The 14,919-nt window shown below is 60.1% G+C and carries 15 protein-coding genes and 1 CRISPR repeat array; of the genes, 9 read left to right on the top strand and 6 right to left on the bottom strand.

The features are described from left to right. Nucleotides 1–57: 57 nt before the first annotated feature. From C4S71_RS15490 to C4S71_RS15470, 6 genes are all read right to left on the bottom strand, one after another. Complete coding sequence (locus C4S71_RS15490) at nucleotides 58–1,176, bottom strand: metal ABC transporter solute-binding protein, Zn/Mn family (RefSeq protein WP_103969730.1); 1,119 nt, start codon at nucleotides 1,174–1,176, stop codon at nucleotides 58–60. A gap of 38 nt (nucleotides 1,177–1,214) precedes the next feature. Next, nucleotides 1,215–2,105, bottom strand: a complete 891-nt coding sequence (locus C4S71_RS15485) for a metal ABC transporter permease (protein ID WP_086509498.1) — start codon at nucleotides 2,103–2,105, stop codon at nucleotides 1,215–1,217. After that, nucleotides 2,102–2,836 carry a metal ABC transporter ATP-binding protein gene (locus C4S71_RS15480; RefSeq protein WP_086509497.1) on the bottom strand — a complete coding sequence of 245 codons (735 nt, stop codon included), beginning with the start codon at nucleotides 2,834–2,836 and terminating at the stop codon, nucleotides 2,102–2,104. Before C4S71_RS15480 ends, C4S71_RS15485 begins: the two co-directional genes overlap by 4 nt. Next, nucleotides 2,836–2,985, bottom strand: coding sequence for a hypothetical protein (locus C4S71_RS22620; protein WP_176342816.1), 150 nt, complete (start codon nucleotides 2,983–2,985; stop codon nucleotides 2,836–2,838). Before C4S71_RS22620 ends, C4S71_RS15480 begins: the two co-directional genes overlap by 1 nt. A 148-nt stretch (nucleotides 2,986–3,133) precedes the next feature. Further along, the gene (locus C4S71_RS15475) at nucleotides 3,134–4,033 is read right to left on the bottom strand and encodes a metal ABC transporter permease (protein ID WP_103969729.1); all 900 of its coding nucleotides are present in this window, start codon (nucleotides 4,031–4,033) and stop codon (nucleotides 3,134–3,136) included. A gap of 115 nt (nucleotides 4,034–4,148) precedes the next feature. Then, the gene (locus C4S71_RS15470; RefSeq protein ID WP_234251920.1) at nucleotides 4,149–4,769 is read right to left on the bottom strand and encodes a hypothetical protein; all 621 of its coding nucleotides are present in this window, start codon (nucleotides 4,767–4,769) and stop codon (nucleotides 4,149–4,151) included. A gap of 141 nt (nucleotides 4,770–4,910) precedes the next feature. Here C4S71_RS15470 and C4S71_RS15465 point away from each other — a divergent pair, with 141 nt between their 5' ends. The 9 genes from C4S71_RS15465 to cas2 all read left to right on the top strand — a co-directional run bounded on the left by C4S71_RS15465 (nucleotide 4,911) and on the right by cas2 (nucleotide 14,082). Continuing rightward, entirely contained in the window at nucleotides 4,911–5,396 is a 486-nt protein-coding gene (locus C4S71_RS15465; RefSeq protein ID WP_103969727.1) for a TspO/MBR family protein, read from the top strand. Between the two features lie 78 nt (nucleotides 5,397–5,474). After that, on the top strand, nucleotides 5,475–6,071 hold the full coding sequence (locus C4S71_RS15460; protein WP_103969726.1) for a malonic semialdehyde reductase: 597 nt from the start codon (nucleotides 5,475–5,477) through the stop codon (nucleotides 6,069–6,071). 104 nt (nucleotides 6,072–6,175) lie between these two features. After that, nucleotides 6,176–8,410 (top strand): CRISPR-associated endonuclease Cas3'', encoded by a 2,235-nt coding sequence (locus tag C4S71_RS15455; RefSeq protein WP_103969725.1) that lies wholly within the window; start codon nucleotides 6,176–6,178, stop codon nucleotides 8,408–8,410. Nucleotides 8,411–8,760: 350 nt separating this feature from the next. Next, complete coding sequence (gene cas5c / locus C4S71_RS15450) at nucleotides 8,761–9,429, top strand: type I-C CRISPR-associated protein Cas5c (protein WP_103969724.1); 669 nt, start codon at nucleotides 8,761–8,763, stop codon at nucleotides 9,427–9,429. Next, the gene (gene cas8c / locus C4S71_RS15445; protein WP_010626368.1) at nucleotides 9,426–11,210 is read left to right on the top strand and encodes a type I-C CRISPR-associated protein Cas8c/Csd1; all 1,785 of its coding nucleotides are present in this window, start codon (nucleotides 9,426–9,428) and stop codon (nucleotides 11,208–11,210) included. Before cas5c ends, cas8c begins: the two co-directional genes overlap by 4 nt. Next, a complete protein-coding gene (cas7c, locus tag C4S71_RS15440; RefSeq protein ID WP_103969723.1) occupies nucleotides 11,207–12,076 on the top strand; it encodes a type I-C CRISPR-associated protein Cas7/Csd2 in 870 nt (289 codons plus the stop codon). Before cas8c ends, cas7c begins: the two co-directional genes overlap by 4 nt. 9 nt (nucleotides 12,077–12,085) lie before the next feature. Continuing rightward, a complete protein-coding gene (gene cas4 / locus C4S71_RS15435; RefSeq protein ID WP_103969722.1) occupies nucleotides 12,086–12,724 on the top strand; it encodes a CRISPR-associated protein Cas4 in 639 nt (212 codons plus the stop codon). Between the two features lie 5 nt (nucleotides 12,725–12,729). Beyond that, nucleotides 12,730–13,770 carry a type I-C CRISPR-associated endonuclease Cas1c gene (gene cas1c / locus C4S71_RS15430; protein ID WP_103969721.1) on the top strand — a complete coding sequence of 347 codons (1,041 nt, stop codon included), beginning with the start codon at nucleotides 12,730–12,732 and terminating at the stop codon, nucleotides 13,768–13,770. A gap of 21 nt (nucleotides 13,771–13,791) precedes the next feature. Further along, nucleotides 13,792–14,082: a CRISPR-associated endonuclease Cas2 gene (cas2, locus tag C4S71_RS15425; protein ID WP_010626372.1), complete on the top strand. Its 291-nt coding sequence runs from the start codon at nucleotides 13,792–13,794 to the stop codon at nucleotides 14,080–14,082. A 189-nt stretch (nucleotides 14,083–14,271) separates the two neighbouring features. After that, nucleotides 14,272–14,910: direct repeats of the CRISPR family, unit length 33 nt; unit sequence GTCGCGGCCCGCACGGGCCGCGCGGATAGAAAC. Nucleotides 14,911–14,919: the final 9 nt, after the last annotated feature.

Genomic DNA, 14,919 nt, shown 5'->3' with positions numbered 1-14,919 from the left:
AGAGACGAAAAAAGGGGCGCCGTCGGCGCCCCCCTGTGGACAGTACTGGGGTTTACCTCAGTGGCTATGGTCGTGGCCGTTATCGCCATGGTCATGGCTGTGCCCGTGGTCATGACCGTGATCGTCGTGACCCGGCTCGGCCAGGGCGTCGTGCAGCACCTGGGCGTTGTGACGCATCATGCCCAGATAGGTGCTGGCCTCGCCTTCTGCTGCCAGCGCATCGGCATAGAGCGTGCCGGCAATGGGCAGGCCGGTTTCCTCGGCGAGCTGATTGATCACCGCCGGGCTGGTCATGTTCTCGTGGAACAGAGCGCGCACGTCCTGCTCGCGAATCACGTCGATCAGTCTGGCCATGTCGGCGGCGCTGGGCTCGGCCTCGGTGGAGAGCCCCACCGGCGAGAGGAAGCGAATGCCGTAAGCGTTTGAGAAGTAGCCGAAGGAGTCATGCCCGGTGATCACGCTGGTGGAAGATGGAATCTCGCCCAGCAGCTCGCGGATTTCGGCGTCGGTGGCCGCCAGCTCGTTGATGTAACGCTCGGCATTCTCGCGATAGGCGGCTTCGTTGTCCGGGTCCGCCTCGATCAGGCCGTCGCGGATGTTGCCCACGTACACCTTGCCCATGGCCAGATCCTGCCAGGCGTGCGGGTCGTAATCGCCATGCGCATGATCGTGCCCGTGGCCATGGTCATCATGGCCGTGGTCGTCATGATCGTGGTCGTGGTCGTGGTCGTGGCCATGGTCATCATGGCCGTGGTCATCATGCTCGTGCTCGTGGCCATTGTCATGATCGTGGTCATGGCCATGCGCTTCCTCATGGTCATGACCGTGATAGTCCAGCCTGTCGATGCCGTCGGTGGTGGTCACCAGCGGGCCGCTGTAGTCGCTGGAGTCGATCAGCCGCTCCATCCAGCCTTCGAACAGCAGGCCGTTGAACACCACCAGATCGGCATCGGCCAGGGCACGGGCGTCGCGCGGCGTGGGGGAGTAGACATGGGCGTCGCTGTCGGGGCCGACCAGCGAAATGACCTCCACATGCTCGCCGCCCACGTTCTGCACCATGTCGGCCAGAATACTGAAGCTGGTGACGACCTGAATACGTTCGGCGGCGATGGCGGCCGGCAGCGCCAGCATGGCCGAAGTGCCCAGGATCAGGGCCGCAGGTGTGGCGTGTCGCATGGTAAGCCTCCTCGTAGCTTGGTGTTTTTCGTCTAGGGTCAGTGCGGCTCGGGTGAGCCGAGTGGCGTGGCGTGCCGGCGCAGCTTGGCCAGCAGGCTGTGATGACGGCCGAACAGAGCCGAGAGTGCATAGCCCACCCCGGCCAGCAGAATGATCGCCGGACCGGAAGGAATACTGAGGTGATACGACAGCAGCAGTCCGCCGGTGCTGGCCACCAAGGCCAACAGCACGGCGATACCGATCAGCCCTTCCAGGCGCTTGCTCCAGAAGCGCGCAGTGGTGGCCGGCAGCATCATCAGACCCACCGCCATCAGCGTGCCCAGGGTCTGGAAGCCGGCGGTGAGGTTGAGCACCACCAGACCGAGGAAGACGCCATGTACCAGCCCGCCCTGCATGCCCTGGCCGCGCAGGAACAGCGGATCGAGACACTCCACCACCAGGGCACGGAAGATCAGCGCCAGGGTCAAGACGATCACGCTGCTGATTGCCGCGATCAGCAGCAGCGCGGTGGTGTTCACCGCCAGAATCGAGCCGAACAGCACGTGGGTGAGATCGACGCTGCTACCCCCCAGCGAGACCAGCATCACCCCCGCCGCCAGCGAGATCAGAAAGAAGCTGGCCATGGCCGAGTCTTCCCGATGGCCGGTCATCTGCGACACGCTGCCCGCCAGCATCGCCACCAGCAGCCCCGAGAGCACGCCGCCCAGGCTCATGGCCGGCAGCGAGAAGCCGGCAAGCAGAAAGCCCAGCGCTACGCCGGGCAGAATGGCATGGGCCATGGCATCGCCGATCAGGCTCATGCCGCGCAGCATCAGGAACACGCCCATGGGCGGTGCCGCCAGCGAGAGGGCCAGGCCGGCCACCGCGGCGCGCCGCATGAAGCCGTAATCGAAGGGCGCAATCAGCCACTCGTGAAGCAGTTCGATCATGCCCCCACCCCCGGGATGCCAAGGGCGAGGCGCGCCGATTCGGCAGCGGTGGGGCGGCTGTGGACGATCTCCCGGGCCGTGGTCCACTGGGCGTGGCCGTGGTTCAGTACCACCACCTCGTCGGCCAGGCGTGCGAGCTGCTCCATGTCGTGCAGCACCACGATGATGGTGGCGCCATCGGCGGCCATCTGCTGCAGCACCGTCATCAGCACCTCGACGGTTTCCACATCGACGTTGGCGAACGGCTCGTCGAGCAGCAGCAGCTCCGCTTCCTGCATCAGGGTGCGCCCGATCAGTGCGCGCTGGCGCTGGCCACCGGAGAGCTCGCCCAAGGGGCGATGAGCCAGGTGCGAGATGCCCAGCCGCGCCATCACCTCACGCCCACGGCGATAGTGACGGGCACAGTAGCCGGTGAGGGCGCCGTGGCTCGGCCAGCTGCCGGTCATCACCAGCTCTTCCACGCTCATGGGAAAGGTGAGATCGAGTGCCAGCTGCTGGGGCAGCCAGGCGCGGCGCTCTTTGGGTACCGCGCACACCACCTTGCCCGCCACCGGACGCAGCATGCCCATGATGCCCTGGATCAACGTGCTCTTGCCCGCACCGTTGGCTCCCACCAGGGCAGTGATGGCGCCATCGCGGAAGCGGCCGTTCACGTGCTCGAGCACGGTACGGTTGGCCTGGGCCAGCTGCAGGTCGCGCAGCTCCAGACGTGAGCTCTGCTCCACTGGCATCAGCCCCACCACCCTGCCGCCCAGGAAACGGCCAGCCACAGCACGCCCAGCGGCGCGGCAGCCAGCAGCAGGCGGCGCGTGGCGGAAAGTGACATCAGCGAGAAATGACACGGCCCCTCGGGGCGATGGCGGTGCGTGCGGTGTACCATGCGGTGACCCTCGCGAAACAGATTAAGATATAACATAACAAAATGGTTGGTAAAGTGCAGTGCTGAATAACGCCATACCCCCATGTGGGGATGAACATTGGCCAGGCCAAGGGCGGCAGTATCCCGCATTCGTTGCAAAAGGGAACCGTCATTGTCGCAGTTTGGCATGGCCGGGTGCCACAGCAGACTTTGCCCGGACATAAGGCAGCAACAGCCCTCTATGGGTTCCCAGCAGCACGGAAGCGCCATAGCCCAGCCCCGCCAGCAGAATAATGGCGGGGCCGGAGGGCAATCCGGCGTGATAGGAAACGAGCAGCCCCACCACGCTGGAAATCAGCGCAAGCCCCACGGCGATGGCGATCATCCCCTCGAGGCGCTGGCTCCAGTAGCGTGCGGCGGCGGCAGGCAGCAGCATCAGGCCGGCTGCCATCAAGGTGCCCAGGGTCTGGAAGCTCACCACCAGGCTGAGCACCACCATCATCATGAACAGGGCATGGGTCCAGCCGGCGTGGCGCCCCTGGAGCGTCAGGAACTGCGGGTCCAGGCACTCCATCACCAGGGCACGAAAGGCGATGGCCACACCGAGCACTATCGCACTGCTGGCCACCGCCACCAGCATCAGCGTTCTGCTGTCCACCGTGAGTACGGTGCCGAACAGCACATGGCCCAGGTCCAGCGCGTTCCCCGACAAGCTGACGATCAGCACGCCCGCGGCCATGGCCACCAGGAACAGGCTGGCCATGGCCGCGTCCTCCTTGAGCCCGCTGAACTGCGTCACCCCGCCGGCCAGGGCCACGGTAACCAGCCCGGCCAGCACGCCGCCGGTCATCATCAGCGGCAGGGAGAAGCCGGCCAGCATGAAGGCAACGGCCACACCCGGCAGAATGGCATGGGACAGTGCCTCGCCCATCAGGCTCATGCCGCGCAAGGTGAGAAACACGCCGAGAATCGGTGCGCTGAGCGACAGCGCCAGGGCAGCCACCAGAGCACGGCGCATGAAGGCATAGTCGAAGGGTGACGTCAGCCACCAGAGCAGCGTATCGAGCATGGAACAGGCCAAGTGTCATTTTAGAGATGTTATATCATAACATAGCTGAGCCCAATAAGAGCCCAGACTCGGCAGCCTGGGCTCTTGGCTCTAACCAACACGTTTCATCAAGGGCTCAATAGCGCAGCGCCACCCCTAACTGATTGGGCATCAGCAGCAGAGCGTATTCGCCTTCCAGGTGCATGTCGCCGAACGAGACCCGCGCCGGCTGGAAGCGATTGATCGCCGCCGTGGCCTGGCGCGGCTGGGTCTGCAGTTGCAGCTCGCTGACCAGCATGCCGGTGGCGAAATTGATCGCCCCGTCGCGGCCGCGACCGTCGCCCACGCCGATCAGCAGGCCCGAGGCCGTATTCACCAGCAGCGAGCCGAGGCGTGCTTCCAGGCTGCGGCGCTGGCGCTCCTCCGCGGCCACCTCGTGCAGCAGCCGGCGCGCGCTCTCGATATCGCCATCTCCCTCGCGCAACTGTCGGCGGGCTGCCGGGTGCGGCTGACGGTCCATCAGCGTGCCGGCCAGCGCCAGGGCCGACTTCACCGCGCCCACCCTGGCGTCGTAGCGGGTGTCGCGGCTGTCCGACTCGCTGGCCTGATAGACGTTGACGGCCAGCGTGGAGGCGTACACCCCCGCCCAGCCGTACTGCCATACGTTGGCGTGGCGCTCGCCCCGGGCCAGGGCGTCCTCGTAGGCCTGGTACTCCTGGGTGGGCTGCTGGGCAAGGGCCAAGGGAGAGACAAACATCAGGAGGGCGCATGCAAATGACAGCAAGCGGCAGCGAGGCATGAGAGTTTCCTTTTGTAAGGCGTTGGGCTGTGCTTATAAAGTAGCATTCGCCTGGGCCTCGACCCACACTGGCGACACCGAGCCGCAAAGGAGTTGCGCATGACAGTCCCTTCCGTCGCCCCCCGTCACTCGTTGATGATCTTTCTCGGCTGGCTGTTGTTGGTCGCTCTTGTGGCCATGATTGGAGCTTTTACCTCGCCTGGCGGCTGGTATGCCGAGCTCGAAAAGCCGCCGCTCACACCACCCGGCTGGGTCTTCTCGGTGGTCTGGCCGATACTCTACCTGCTGATGGTGATCGCCGCCTGGCGGGTTACGCTACGCGTTCCCCCCGAGCAACGGGTCACGGTGCTGTGGCCCTTCGTCGCCCAGTTGGCAGTCAACGGGCTATGGTCGCTGCTGTTTTTCGGCATGAACCTGATGGTCGTCGCCCTGCTCGATCTCGTGCTGCTATGGGGACTGCTGCTGCTGACGATTCGTCGCTTTGCTCGCATTTCGTCACTGGCTGCCTGGCTACTGGTGCCTTACCTGGCCTGGGTCAGCTTTGCGGGCTACCTCAATGCAGGGATCGTCTGGCTGAATGGGTAACGCTTCGCACAACCGGTCGTGACCGGCCGGTAACGAGCGCGTAAAGTGAAACAAGCATACCGCGACCTGGAGAGCTTCATGCCTCGTCAGCCCCTCGACGACACCGCGCTGGACACCGTGTTTCGTAAAGCGCGCACCCACTACGGTTTTCGGCCGGAGCCCATCGAAGAGGCTACCCTGCGTGAGCTCTACGACCTGCTCAAGTGGGGCCCCACCTCGATGAACTGCCAGCCGGCGCGCTACGTCTTCGTAGTGAGCGACGAGGGCAAGTCGCGTCTGATCCCGGCGCTCTCCGAAGGCAACCGCGACAAGGCCCACGAAGCCCCGGTGACGGTGATCGTGGCCATCGACACCCGCTTCTACGAACACATGCCCACGCTGTTCCCCAGCTCCCCCAACGCCCGTGAGCGCTTCGCCGAGAACCCCGACAAGGCCAGCGACACCGCCTGCCGCAATGGCACCCTGCAGGGCGCCTACCTCATCGTGGCTGCCCGCATGCTGGGGCTCGACGTCGGCCCCATGAGCGGCTTCGACCACGACATGATCGACGAAGAGTTCTTCCCCGACGGCCGCTACAAGAGCAACTTTTTGGTCAACCTCGGCGTGGGGGAGCCACAAAGCCAGCGCCCAAGGGGGCCGAGGCTGGCGTTCGAGGAAGTGGCGGAGGTGGTTTGAGACAACGCATGACTTGGCTCAATCCATGGATAATTTCTTGTAGCGAAAAGTTACGATAGATGCTTGTCTAAAAGGACTAGAAAAATACGACAGGCAGGGAACGCATGTTTTATGCGCACTCCATTGAGGATGCCGACAGAGCTCATTGGCAGCCATTAGCAGGGCATCTGAACGCAGTGGGTCAACTGGCAGCTCAGCGAGCGAGCCGGTTTGGCGCCTCGCCATGGGGCGAGGCAATAGGCTTGCTGCACGACCTTGGCAAGTACACTGTGCCTTTCCAGCGGCGTCTGGAAGGTTCGCCGGAGCGCGTTGACCACTCCACGGCAGGCGCCCATGTCGCCATCGAGAAATATCCGCAGCTTGGCCATCTATTGGCCTATCTAATTGCTGGCCATCATGCTGGACTGGCCAATGGACGGGATAGCGGCGAACGTACGCCGCTGAAGAACCGCTTAGAAGCAGACTTGCCCCCTCTCGACCCGTTGTGGCAGCAAGAAATTACGCTCCCCGATACGTTACCTCTACCAGCGGATTTTACTTCCCTACGCGACCGCAAGTTTTTTCAGGCAGCCTTCCTTGCACGGATGCTCTTTTCCTGCCTAGTTGATGCCGATTTCATTGATACCGAGACCTTCTATGCTCAGCATGATAGCGGTTTGCCCCGCGAACGGGGTGGTGGTCCAGCCCTCAAGGCTTTGCGTGCGTCGCTGGATGAGCACCTAGAGACCCTGCAGGCGAGTAAGCCGGACAACTTCGTCAATCGCTTGCGAGGAGAAATCCTCTCCCATGTACGTTCCCAAGCCGAACTCACGCCAGGTAGATTCTCGCTGACAGTACCTACCGGTGGAGGCAAGACGCTGGCCTCGCTGGCTTTCGCTCTCGATCATGCCATCGCCCACGGCATGGATCGGGTGATCTATGTGATTCCCTTCACCAGTATCGTCGAGCAGAACGCTGCGGTGTTTCGTCATGCCTTGGGGCAGCATGGCGAGGCGGCAGTGTTGGAACACCATAGCGCCTTCGACACTGACAATCAGCGCGACCAGCGAAGTATCGACAAGTTGCGCCGCGACAGCGAAAACTGGGATGCACCGATCATCGTCACCACGGCGGTACAGTTCTTTGAAAGTCTCTTTGCTGCCAAGACTTCACGCTGTCGCAAACTGCACAACATTGCTAACAGCGTGGTGATCCTGGATGAAGCCCAAACCACGCCCTTGCCGCTGCTGCGGCCCAGCGTGACGGCACTGGACGAACTAGCGCTGAACTATCGCACCAGCGTCGTGCTGTGTACGGCGACTCAGCCGGCCCTGGTCGAAACCGACGATTCTGAAAGTAGTTTCAAAGGTGGTTTGCGAAACCTGAGGGAGCTTGCCCCAGAGCCTGAAAAGCTCTATCGGCAACTGGAGCGTGTCCAAGTGCGTCATGTTGGCCCCATGACGGATGAGGAGCTTCGCGATCAACTGCTCGCGACCGATCAGGTGCTATGCATCGTCAATAACCGTCGTCACGCCCGGGCTCTGTACGAGTCGATAGCCCAGCAGCCTGGTGCCTATCATCTCACCACCTCGGTGTGCGCTGTGCACCGTCGCCAGATACTGGCCGAGATACGCCAAGTTCTGGAACAGGGGAGGCCCTGCCGGGTAGTTTCGACATCTCTCATAGAAGCAGGGGTGGACGTCGACTTCCCGCGCGTCTTGCGTGCCGAGGCAGGACTGGACTCCATCGCCCAGGCGGCTGGGCGCTGTAATCGCGAAGGCAAGCGTGCCGTTGGCGACAGTGAGGTGTTGATCTTTTCTACCGTCAATGAAGAGTGGGAGCCTCCTCCTGAACTCAAGCAGTTCGCTCAAGCTACTGTCGAAGTGCTCAGGCATCACGGAGATGACCCTTTGTCGTTGGCAGCGATAGAGGCCTACTTCCGCCTACTGTATTGGCAGCAGGGGCCGCAGCGGCTAGACCGGCATGGTCTTTTGAAGTTGGTTGAGGATGGCCGTCTCGATGGACTTCCCTTCGAAACCCTCGAGCAGAAGTTTCGCATGATCGAGAACAACCAGCGTGCCGTGATCATTCCCTTCGACGATAAGGCCCGAGCCGCGCTGAGAGATCTAGAGCATGCCGAAGGAGTCGGTGGTATCGCTCGCAAGCTGCAACCCTACACCGTACAGGTTCCACGCCAAGGCTTCGCTGCGTTGGAGCGGGTTGGCGCCATCTCGGCTGTTAAGCCTGACAAGTTCGGGGAGCAATTCATGGTGCTGATAAACAAGGACCTCTATGACGAGCGCCTTGGGCTGAACTGGAGCGAGCCTACCTTCGTGAAGGCTGAAAATCTTACGTGGTAAGTACAACTGGATAGGAATTGGAAAATTTCGCGAACTGGGACTAGCCTTATCCTAAGCCACATTGAGCTGAGAGCAGGCCATGCCCCCCAACCATCAGCAGGATCCAAGAGAGTTCACTCTCCAGTGCAGGATTTGCCGGAGACGAATTTTACTGGAGGTGGAGTGGGGAGCAGCGGTCGCTAGGATCGAAGCGCCCACAAGATGGGCTTGGCTGCTGGTCTCCCTAGCAACGGTAGCACTACCCATTTGGTTGGGCTGGCTTATGTGAGGGAGTGGATAGAAACCTATCAGTTGTACTTACTGTTGTCGCCCCGACCTGCCGGGGCGCGGATCTGCCAAAGGATGCAATCATGACATTTGGAGTTCGTCTGCATATCTGGGGGGAGAGGGCCTGCTTTACTCGGCCTGAGATGAAAGTCGAGCGTTTCTCCTACGATGTGATCACGCCGTCCGCAGCGCGAGGCATCCTGGAAGCTATCCATTGGAAGCCGGCGATTCGCTGGTGCGTGGATCGCATCCATGTATTGAAACCGATCCGATTCGAATCGCTGCGCCGCAACGAAGTCGCGGGAAAGCTGCCTGCCTCGACCGTTACCAAGGCCATGAAGGCGGGGCGTGTCGACGACGTGGCTTATTTCGTTGACCAGAATCGGCAACAGCGTGCTGCCACCATTTTGCGCGATGTGGGCTATGTGATTGAGGCTCACTTCGAGTTCACTTCGCGTGCCGACGAGAGCGATACGCCCGGCAAGCATCTGGACATCTTCAATCGCCGTGCTCGCCAAGGACAGTGCTTCCACATGCCATGCCTGGGCACACGAGAGTTCCCAGCTGCATTTGAGTTGATCGAAGCTGAGGTTGACATGCCACAGGTCGATCCACAGCTAAATGGGGAGCGTGATCTCGGCTTCATGTTGCATGACATCGACTTCGCCAACGGCAAGATGCCACGTTACTTTCGCGCCAGGATGCAGGACGGCGTGATCGAGGTGCCGCCTTTCGAGGAGGCATTGGCATGATCCTGACCGCTCTGAACGATTACTATCAGCGACTGGCTGATGAAAATAAAGTGCCACTGCCTGGCTTCAGTAGTGAGAAAGTCAGCTTCTGCCTAGTATTTTCCCAGGATGGAAAGCCGCTACAGATCATCGATCTACGCGATACCACCGGCAAGAAGCCTCGACCCAGCCCTTGCCAGGTGCCTGTGGACAAACGTCGTACCTCGGGAATCCACGCCTATCCGCTGTGGGACAAGACTGCGTATGCCCTCGGTGTCTCTGCTGGTGAAGGTAAGCGACTGGTGGATGAGCATGACGCATTCAAGGAACGTCAGCGCGCGCTCTTCGGCGAGAGTGATGATCCCTATTTGATCGCCTTTCTTAGACTGCTCGATCAATGGATGCCAGAGCAACTCATCGGTCTTCCTGGCTACAGCGAAGAAGTATTGGATACCAATATTATATTTCGGCTCGATGGCCAGCGACAGTATTTGCATGAGAACCATGAAGCACGACGGCTATGGGGCGCTGCGCTGGAAAGTGGTGAAGGGGAGCTGGGACAATGCTTGATCACCGGTGAGATCGCCCCGTTGGGTACCGACCACCCTGCAATTCGAGGCGTCAGGGATGCACAGTCGTCTGGCGCATCGCTCGTCTCGTTTAACAGCGATGCTTATGAATCCTACGGCTACAGCAAGAATCAAAACGCCTCGATTTCCAAATCAGCCATCTTTGGCTACTCAACGGCGCTGAATTACTTGCTGAGAGGAGATACCGATAATCGTCAACGGCTCCAGATCGGCGATGCCACGGTGGTGTTCTGGGCCAGAGCCAGGGATGCGGCACATGCTGAGGCGGCCGAGGACTTTTTCGCCATGCTCAATGAGCCGCCCAGTGATGAGCAAGAGGCTGCCAAGCTGGGTACCTTGCTGACCGATATTTCTCAAGGACGTCCTTTGCAGGAGCTGGATCCGTTGTTGGAACCGGATACCCAGTTCTTCGTGCTCGGTCTTGCCCCTAACGCTGCTCGCTTATCGGTGCGCTTTTGGTATGTGGATAGTCTGGAGCGCCTGGCTCAGCACTATGCCCAACATCATAAAGATATGCTGCTGGAGCCTATCCCTTGGAAAGGTGTGATGCCGGGTGTGAGGCGGCTTGCTCTGCAGACAGCCCCCATTCGTGGCGACTGGCCAAAAGCTGAAGATGTGCTGCCACAACTAGCCGGCGAGATGATGCGCTCCGTCCTTACCGGGTGTCGCTATCCTCAGTCTCTGTTGAACAACATAGTGATGCGCTTTCGCAGCGATGGTGGCATTACTGGCCTGCGCGTGGCGCTTTGCAAGGCTGTACTTGCACGAGATGCACGACTCGTAGCGAACTCGAATTTCAACTATCAGGAGGTGCCCGTGAGTCTCGATCAACATTGCACCAATGCCAGTTACTTATTAGGAAGGCTGTTTGCTGAACTGGAGAATGCTCAGCGAGAAGCCCTAGGTAAAGAAGTCAATGCTACAATACGTGACCGTTATTATGGTGCGGCTTCAGCTACCCCGGCGAATGTGTTTCCAATGCTGACGCGAGGTGTTGTTCACCATTTCTCTAGGATACGAAAAGATAAGAGAGAAAATGTCGCCTATGCTATTGAGAAAAAAATGGGTGAGATAATGAAAAAGCTGCCAGCGGAATTTCCTAAGCATCTTTCTATTCAGGAGCAAGGAAAGTTTGCTATTGGTTATTATCAACAGAAATGGACTCGTCAACAAGAGAATGCTGATGAGGCTAGCCCGGGAGATATGGAATGACCGCCATCGCCAATCGTTACGAATTCGTGCTGCTGTTCGACGTCACCAACGGCAACCCCAACGGGGATCCGGATGCAGGCAACCTGCCCCGGCTCGACCCTGAGACGAACCAGGGGCTGGTGACAGACGTCTGCCTCAAGCGCAAGATCCGCAACTACGTCGCCTTGGAGAAGGAAGAAGAAGCCGGCTACGCCATCTATATGCAGGAGAAATCAGTACTCAACAACCAGCATAAGAAGGCCTATGATGCGCTCGACATTAAACCCGAGCCCAAGAAGCTGCCCAAAGAGGTGGAAAAGGCTCGGGCGCTGACGGAGTGGATGTGCCGGAATTTCTTCGATGTTCGCACCTTCGGTGCGGTAATGACCACCGAGGTCAACTCTGGCCAAGTGCGTGGCCCGGTGCAGATGGCTTTTGCCAGCTCTATCGACCCGGTCGTGCCGATGGAAGTCTCGATCACCCGAATGGCGGTTACCAATGAGCGCGATCTGGAGAAGGAGCGCACCATGGGCCGCAAACACATCATTCCCTATGGCCTCTATCGTGCCCACGGCTACATATCGGCCAAGCTCGCTGAGCGTACCGGCTTCTCGAACGATGATCTCGAGCTGCTGTGGCGCGCGTTGGTCAATATGTTCGAGCATGACCGCTCCGCTGCTCGTGGCGAAATGTCGGCGCGCAAGCTGATCGTCTTCAAGCACGATAACCCGATGGGTAATGCCCCGGCACACCTGCTGTTCGACAGCGTAAAAGTCGAGCGTGTCGAAGGTGAGGAGAACACGCCAGCCCGTCATTACAGCGATTATCGCGTCTCTGTCGATGCAGAGGCCTTGCCGGCCGGTGTCAGCGTCGACGAGAAGCTGTAGGCGAATGGGATGGAGGATGACGTTCGACCGATCCCGCTCTCGGCGCTGCAGCACATGTTGTTCTGCCCGCGCCAGTGTGCGCTGATTCACCTCGAACAGCAGTGGGAGGAGAACCGCTATACGGCTGAAGGGCGCATTCTCCATGAGCGGGCCGACCACCTGGGCCATGAGCGCCGGCGCGGCATTCATACCGCGATGGCGCTTCCGCTGGCCAGTGAGGTGCTGGGATTGACCGGAGTTGCCGATGTGGTTGAGTTCGACGAAACCCGGCAACCTCACGTGGTGAGGCCCATAGAATACAAACGTGGCCGGCCCAAGGCGCATCGAGCCGATGAAGTACAACTCTGTGCCCAGGCGCTGTGCCTGGAGGAGATGCTGAGCCTCAGAATCGAGGAGGGCGCGCTGTACTACGGCAAGACCCGGAGGAGAAAGACCGTCACGTTCGACGAAGAGCTTCGGACACTGACCTTGCGAATCATCGCAGAGACGCGTGCCCTCTTCGATAGCAACCGTACGCCATCCGCTACCTACGAGCCAAAGCGCTGCGACCACTGCTCGCTGATAGATGCCTGCCAACCTCAGGTCATGGGTAAGCAGAGATCGGCAGGCCGCTGGCTGGAGCGTCAAATTCAATCTCTGGATGAGTGAATCGTATGCGCCGCCAGCTCAATACACTCTACATCACTACTGAGGGGGCTTGGCTCAAGAAGGATGGAGCCAATGTGGTCATGGATGTCGAGGGCAAGGAGCGGGCACGACTTCCCATTCATATGCTCGAATCACTGGTCTGCTTCGGCAGGGTGCTGGTATCTCCACCATTGATGGGCTTTTGTGCCGAGCAAGGAGTCACCATTACCCACCTGACCCCCAACGGTAAGTTTCTTGCACGTATCGAGGGGCCGGTGTCAGGCAATGTGCTGCTGAGGCGTGCACAGTATCGCACCAGCGATGACGGGGTTGGTTGTGCGGATATCGTTCGCGGTCTGTTGATTGGTAAGGTGCATAACCAGCGTGCGGTAATCGCCAGAGGGCTTCGAGACTACGGTAGCAAGCTGGAGCCGCCTGAGCGAGAAGATTTGGAAAGGGCGCGCACCCGTCTAAGCCGAATCGCTCGGGATCTATTGCAAGAGCCCACGACGAATGGGTTACGTGGTCTGGAGGGTGAAGCCGCGCAGGTCTATTTCGGCGTCTTCGATAGTCTCGTTCGCCACGATGGTGAAGTCTTCCGCTTCACTGGCCGCAACCGTCGTCCGCCGCGTGATCGCCTCAATGCGCTGTTGTCATTCCTCTATACGTTATTGACCCACGACTGCCGTTCGGCGCTAGAAAGCGTAGGGTTGGACCCAGCGGTAGGATTCCTGCATCGGGATCGCCCTGGCCGGCCCAGCTTGGCACTCGATCTTGCCGAGGAGTTCAGGCCCCTGCTGGGGGATAGATTGGCGCTGTCTCTAGTCAATCGTCGCCAACTACGAGAAAAGGACTTCACGGTTGCTGAAAGCGGTGGTGTGGTATTGACCGACGATGCGCGCAAGACGGTACTGACCGCCTATCAGGAGAGGAAGCGTGAAGAACTTAATCACGCCTTTATCGGCGAGAAGGCTCCGATTGGCATGCTGCCGATATTGCAGGCTCAGTTGCTGGCACGCCATCTGCGTGGCGACCTGGATGCCTACCCGCCCTTCTTATGGAAGTGACTCGACTAGGAGAGTTCAGCGATGATGGTTCTGGTCAGCTATGACGTCAGCACGTCATCAGAGGGGGGCGAAGGAAGGTTGCGCCGGGTTGCCAAGGCTTGCCGTGATGTCGGGCAGCGAGTGCAATTCTCTGTGTTCGAGATAGAGGTCGATCCTGATCAATGGGTTCGCCTTCGACAGCGGCTAATCGATCTGATCGATGATGAAGTGGATAGCTTGCGCTTCTACTTCCTGGGAAAGAACTGGAAGAACCGTATTGAGCACATTGGCGCAAAGCCTGCCTTGGATATGAATGGTCCCCTCGTTTTCTAGTTTCCCACCTGTTCTGCGAACCATAAGTGTCATGGGTTTTCCTGGCAGGTTCGCGGCTCTTTAACAATTTGATTTTTCTACTTTTATTATGCCTGGCCATCAAAGCCAGGCAGTATTTCCTGCTGCAGCGTCCTATTTCGCAGAACTATAGGCATTTCACCTGCTCCATCAAAGCGTTATAAGGGAACAGTCGCGGCCCGCACGGGCCGCGCGGATAGAAACGAACCTAGGGGGCAGGGCGGAGAAAATACTAGATGTCGCGGCCCGCACGGGCCGCGCGGATAGAAACCTGCACATCCTGCATCCGCTGGAGCAAATAGCCCGGGTCGCGGCCCGCACGGGCCGCGCGGATAGAAACTACATCAAGCGACATGTGGGCATATCCGTGACCAGTCGCGGCCCGCACGGGCCGCGCGGATAGAAACCTCAATTGCCTTTATTTCACCAAGCAATTTCGCGTCGCGGCCCGCACGGGCCGCGCGGATAGAAACGCCATGTCAACTACCAAAACAGGACCACCATCATGTCGCGGCCCGCACGGGCCGCGCGGATAGAAACTTCGCCCGCTGCAGGGGCCGTCGCGGCGAGTTCTAGTCGCGGCCCGCACGGGCCGCGCGGATAGAAACTCGCAGACGTACAAACGAAAAACGCGCGGCCGCGTCGCGGCCCGCACGGGCCGCGCGGATAGAAACATCAGCCTGGCGGCCCTCGTCGTTCGCGTCCCCGGTCGCGGCCCGCACGGGCCGCGCGGATAGAAACGCCGTGTCGCGCGATAATATCGTCTAGTTTCTGGCGGTCGCGGCCCGCACGGGCCGCGCGGATAGAAACTAGGTCTTC

Origin of the sequence: Billgrantia desiderata (genome assembly GCF_900108215.1) — a bacterium.
In the GTDB taxonomy this organism is placed as follows: Bacteria; Pseudomonadota; Gammaproteobacteria; order Pseudomonadales; family Halomonadaceae; genus Halomonas; species Halomonas desiderata.
This window is presented reverse-complemented; position numbering and strand designations above follow the sequence as displayed.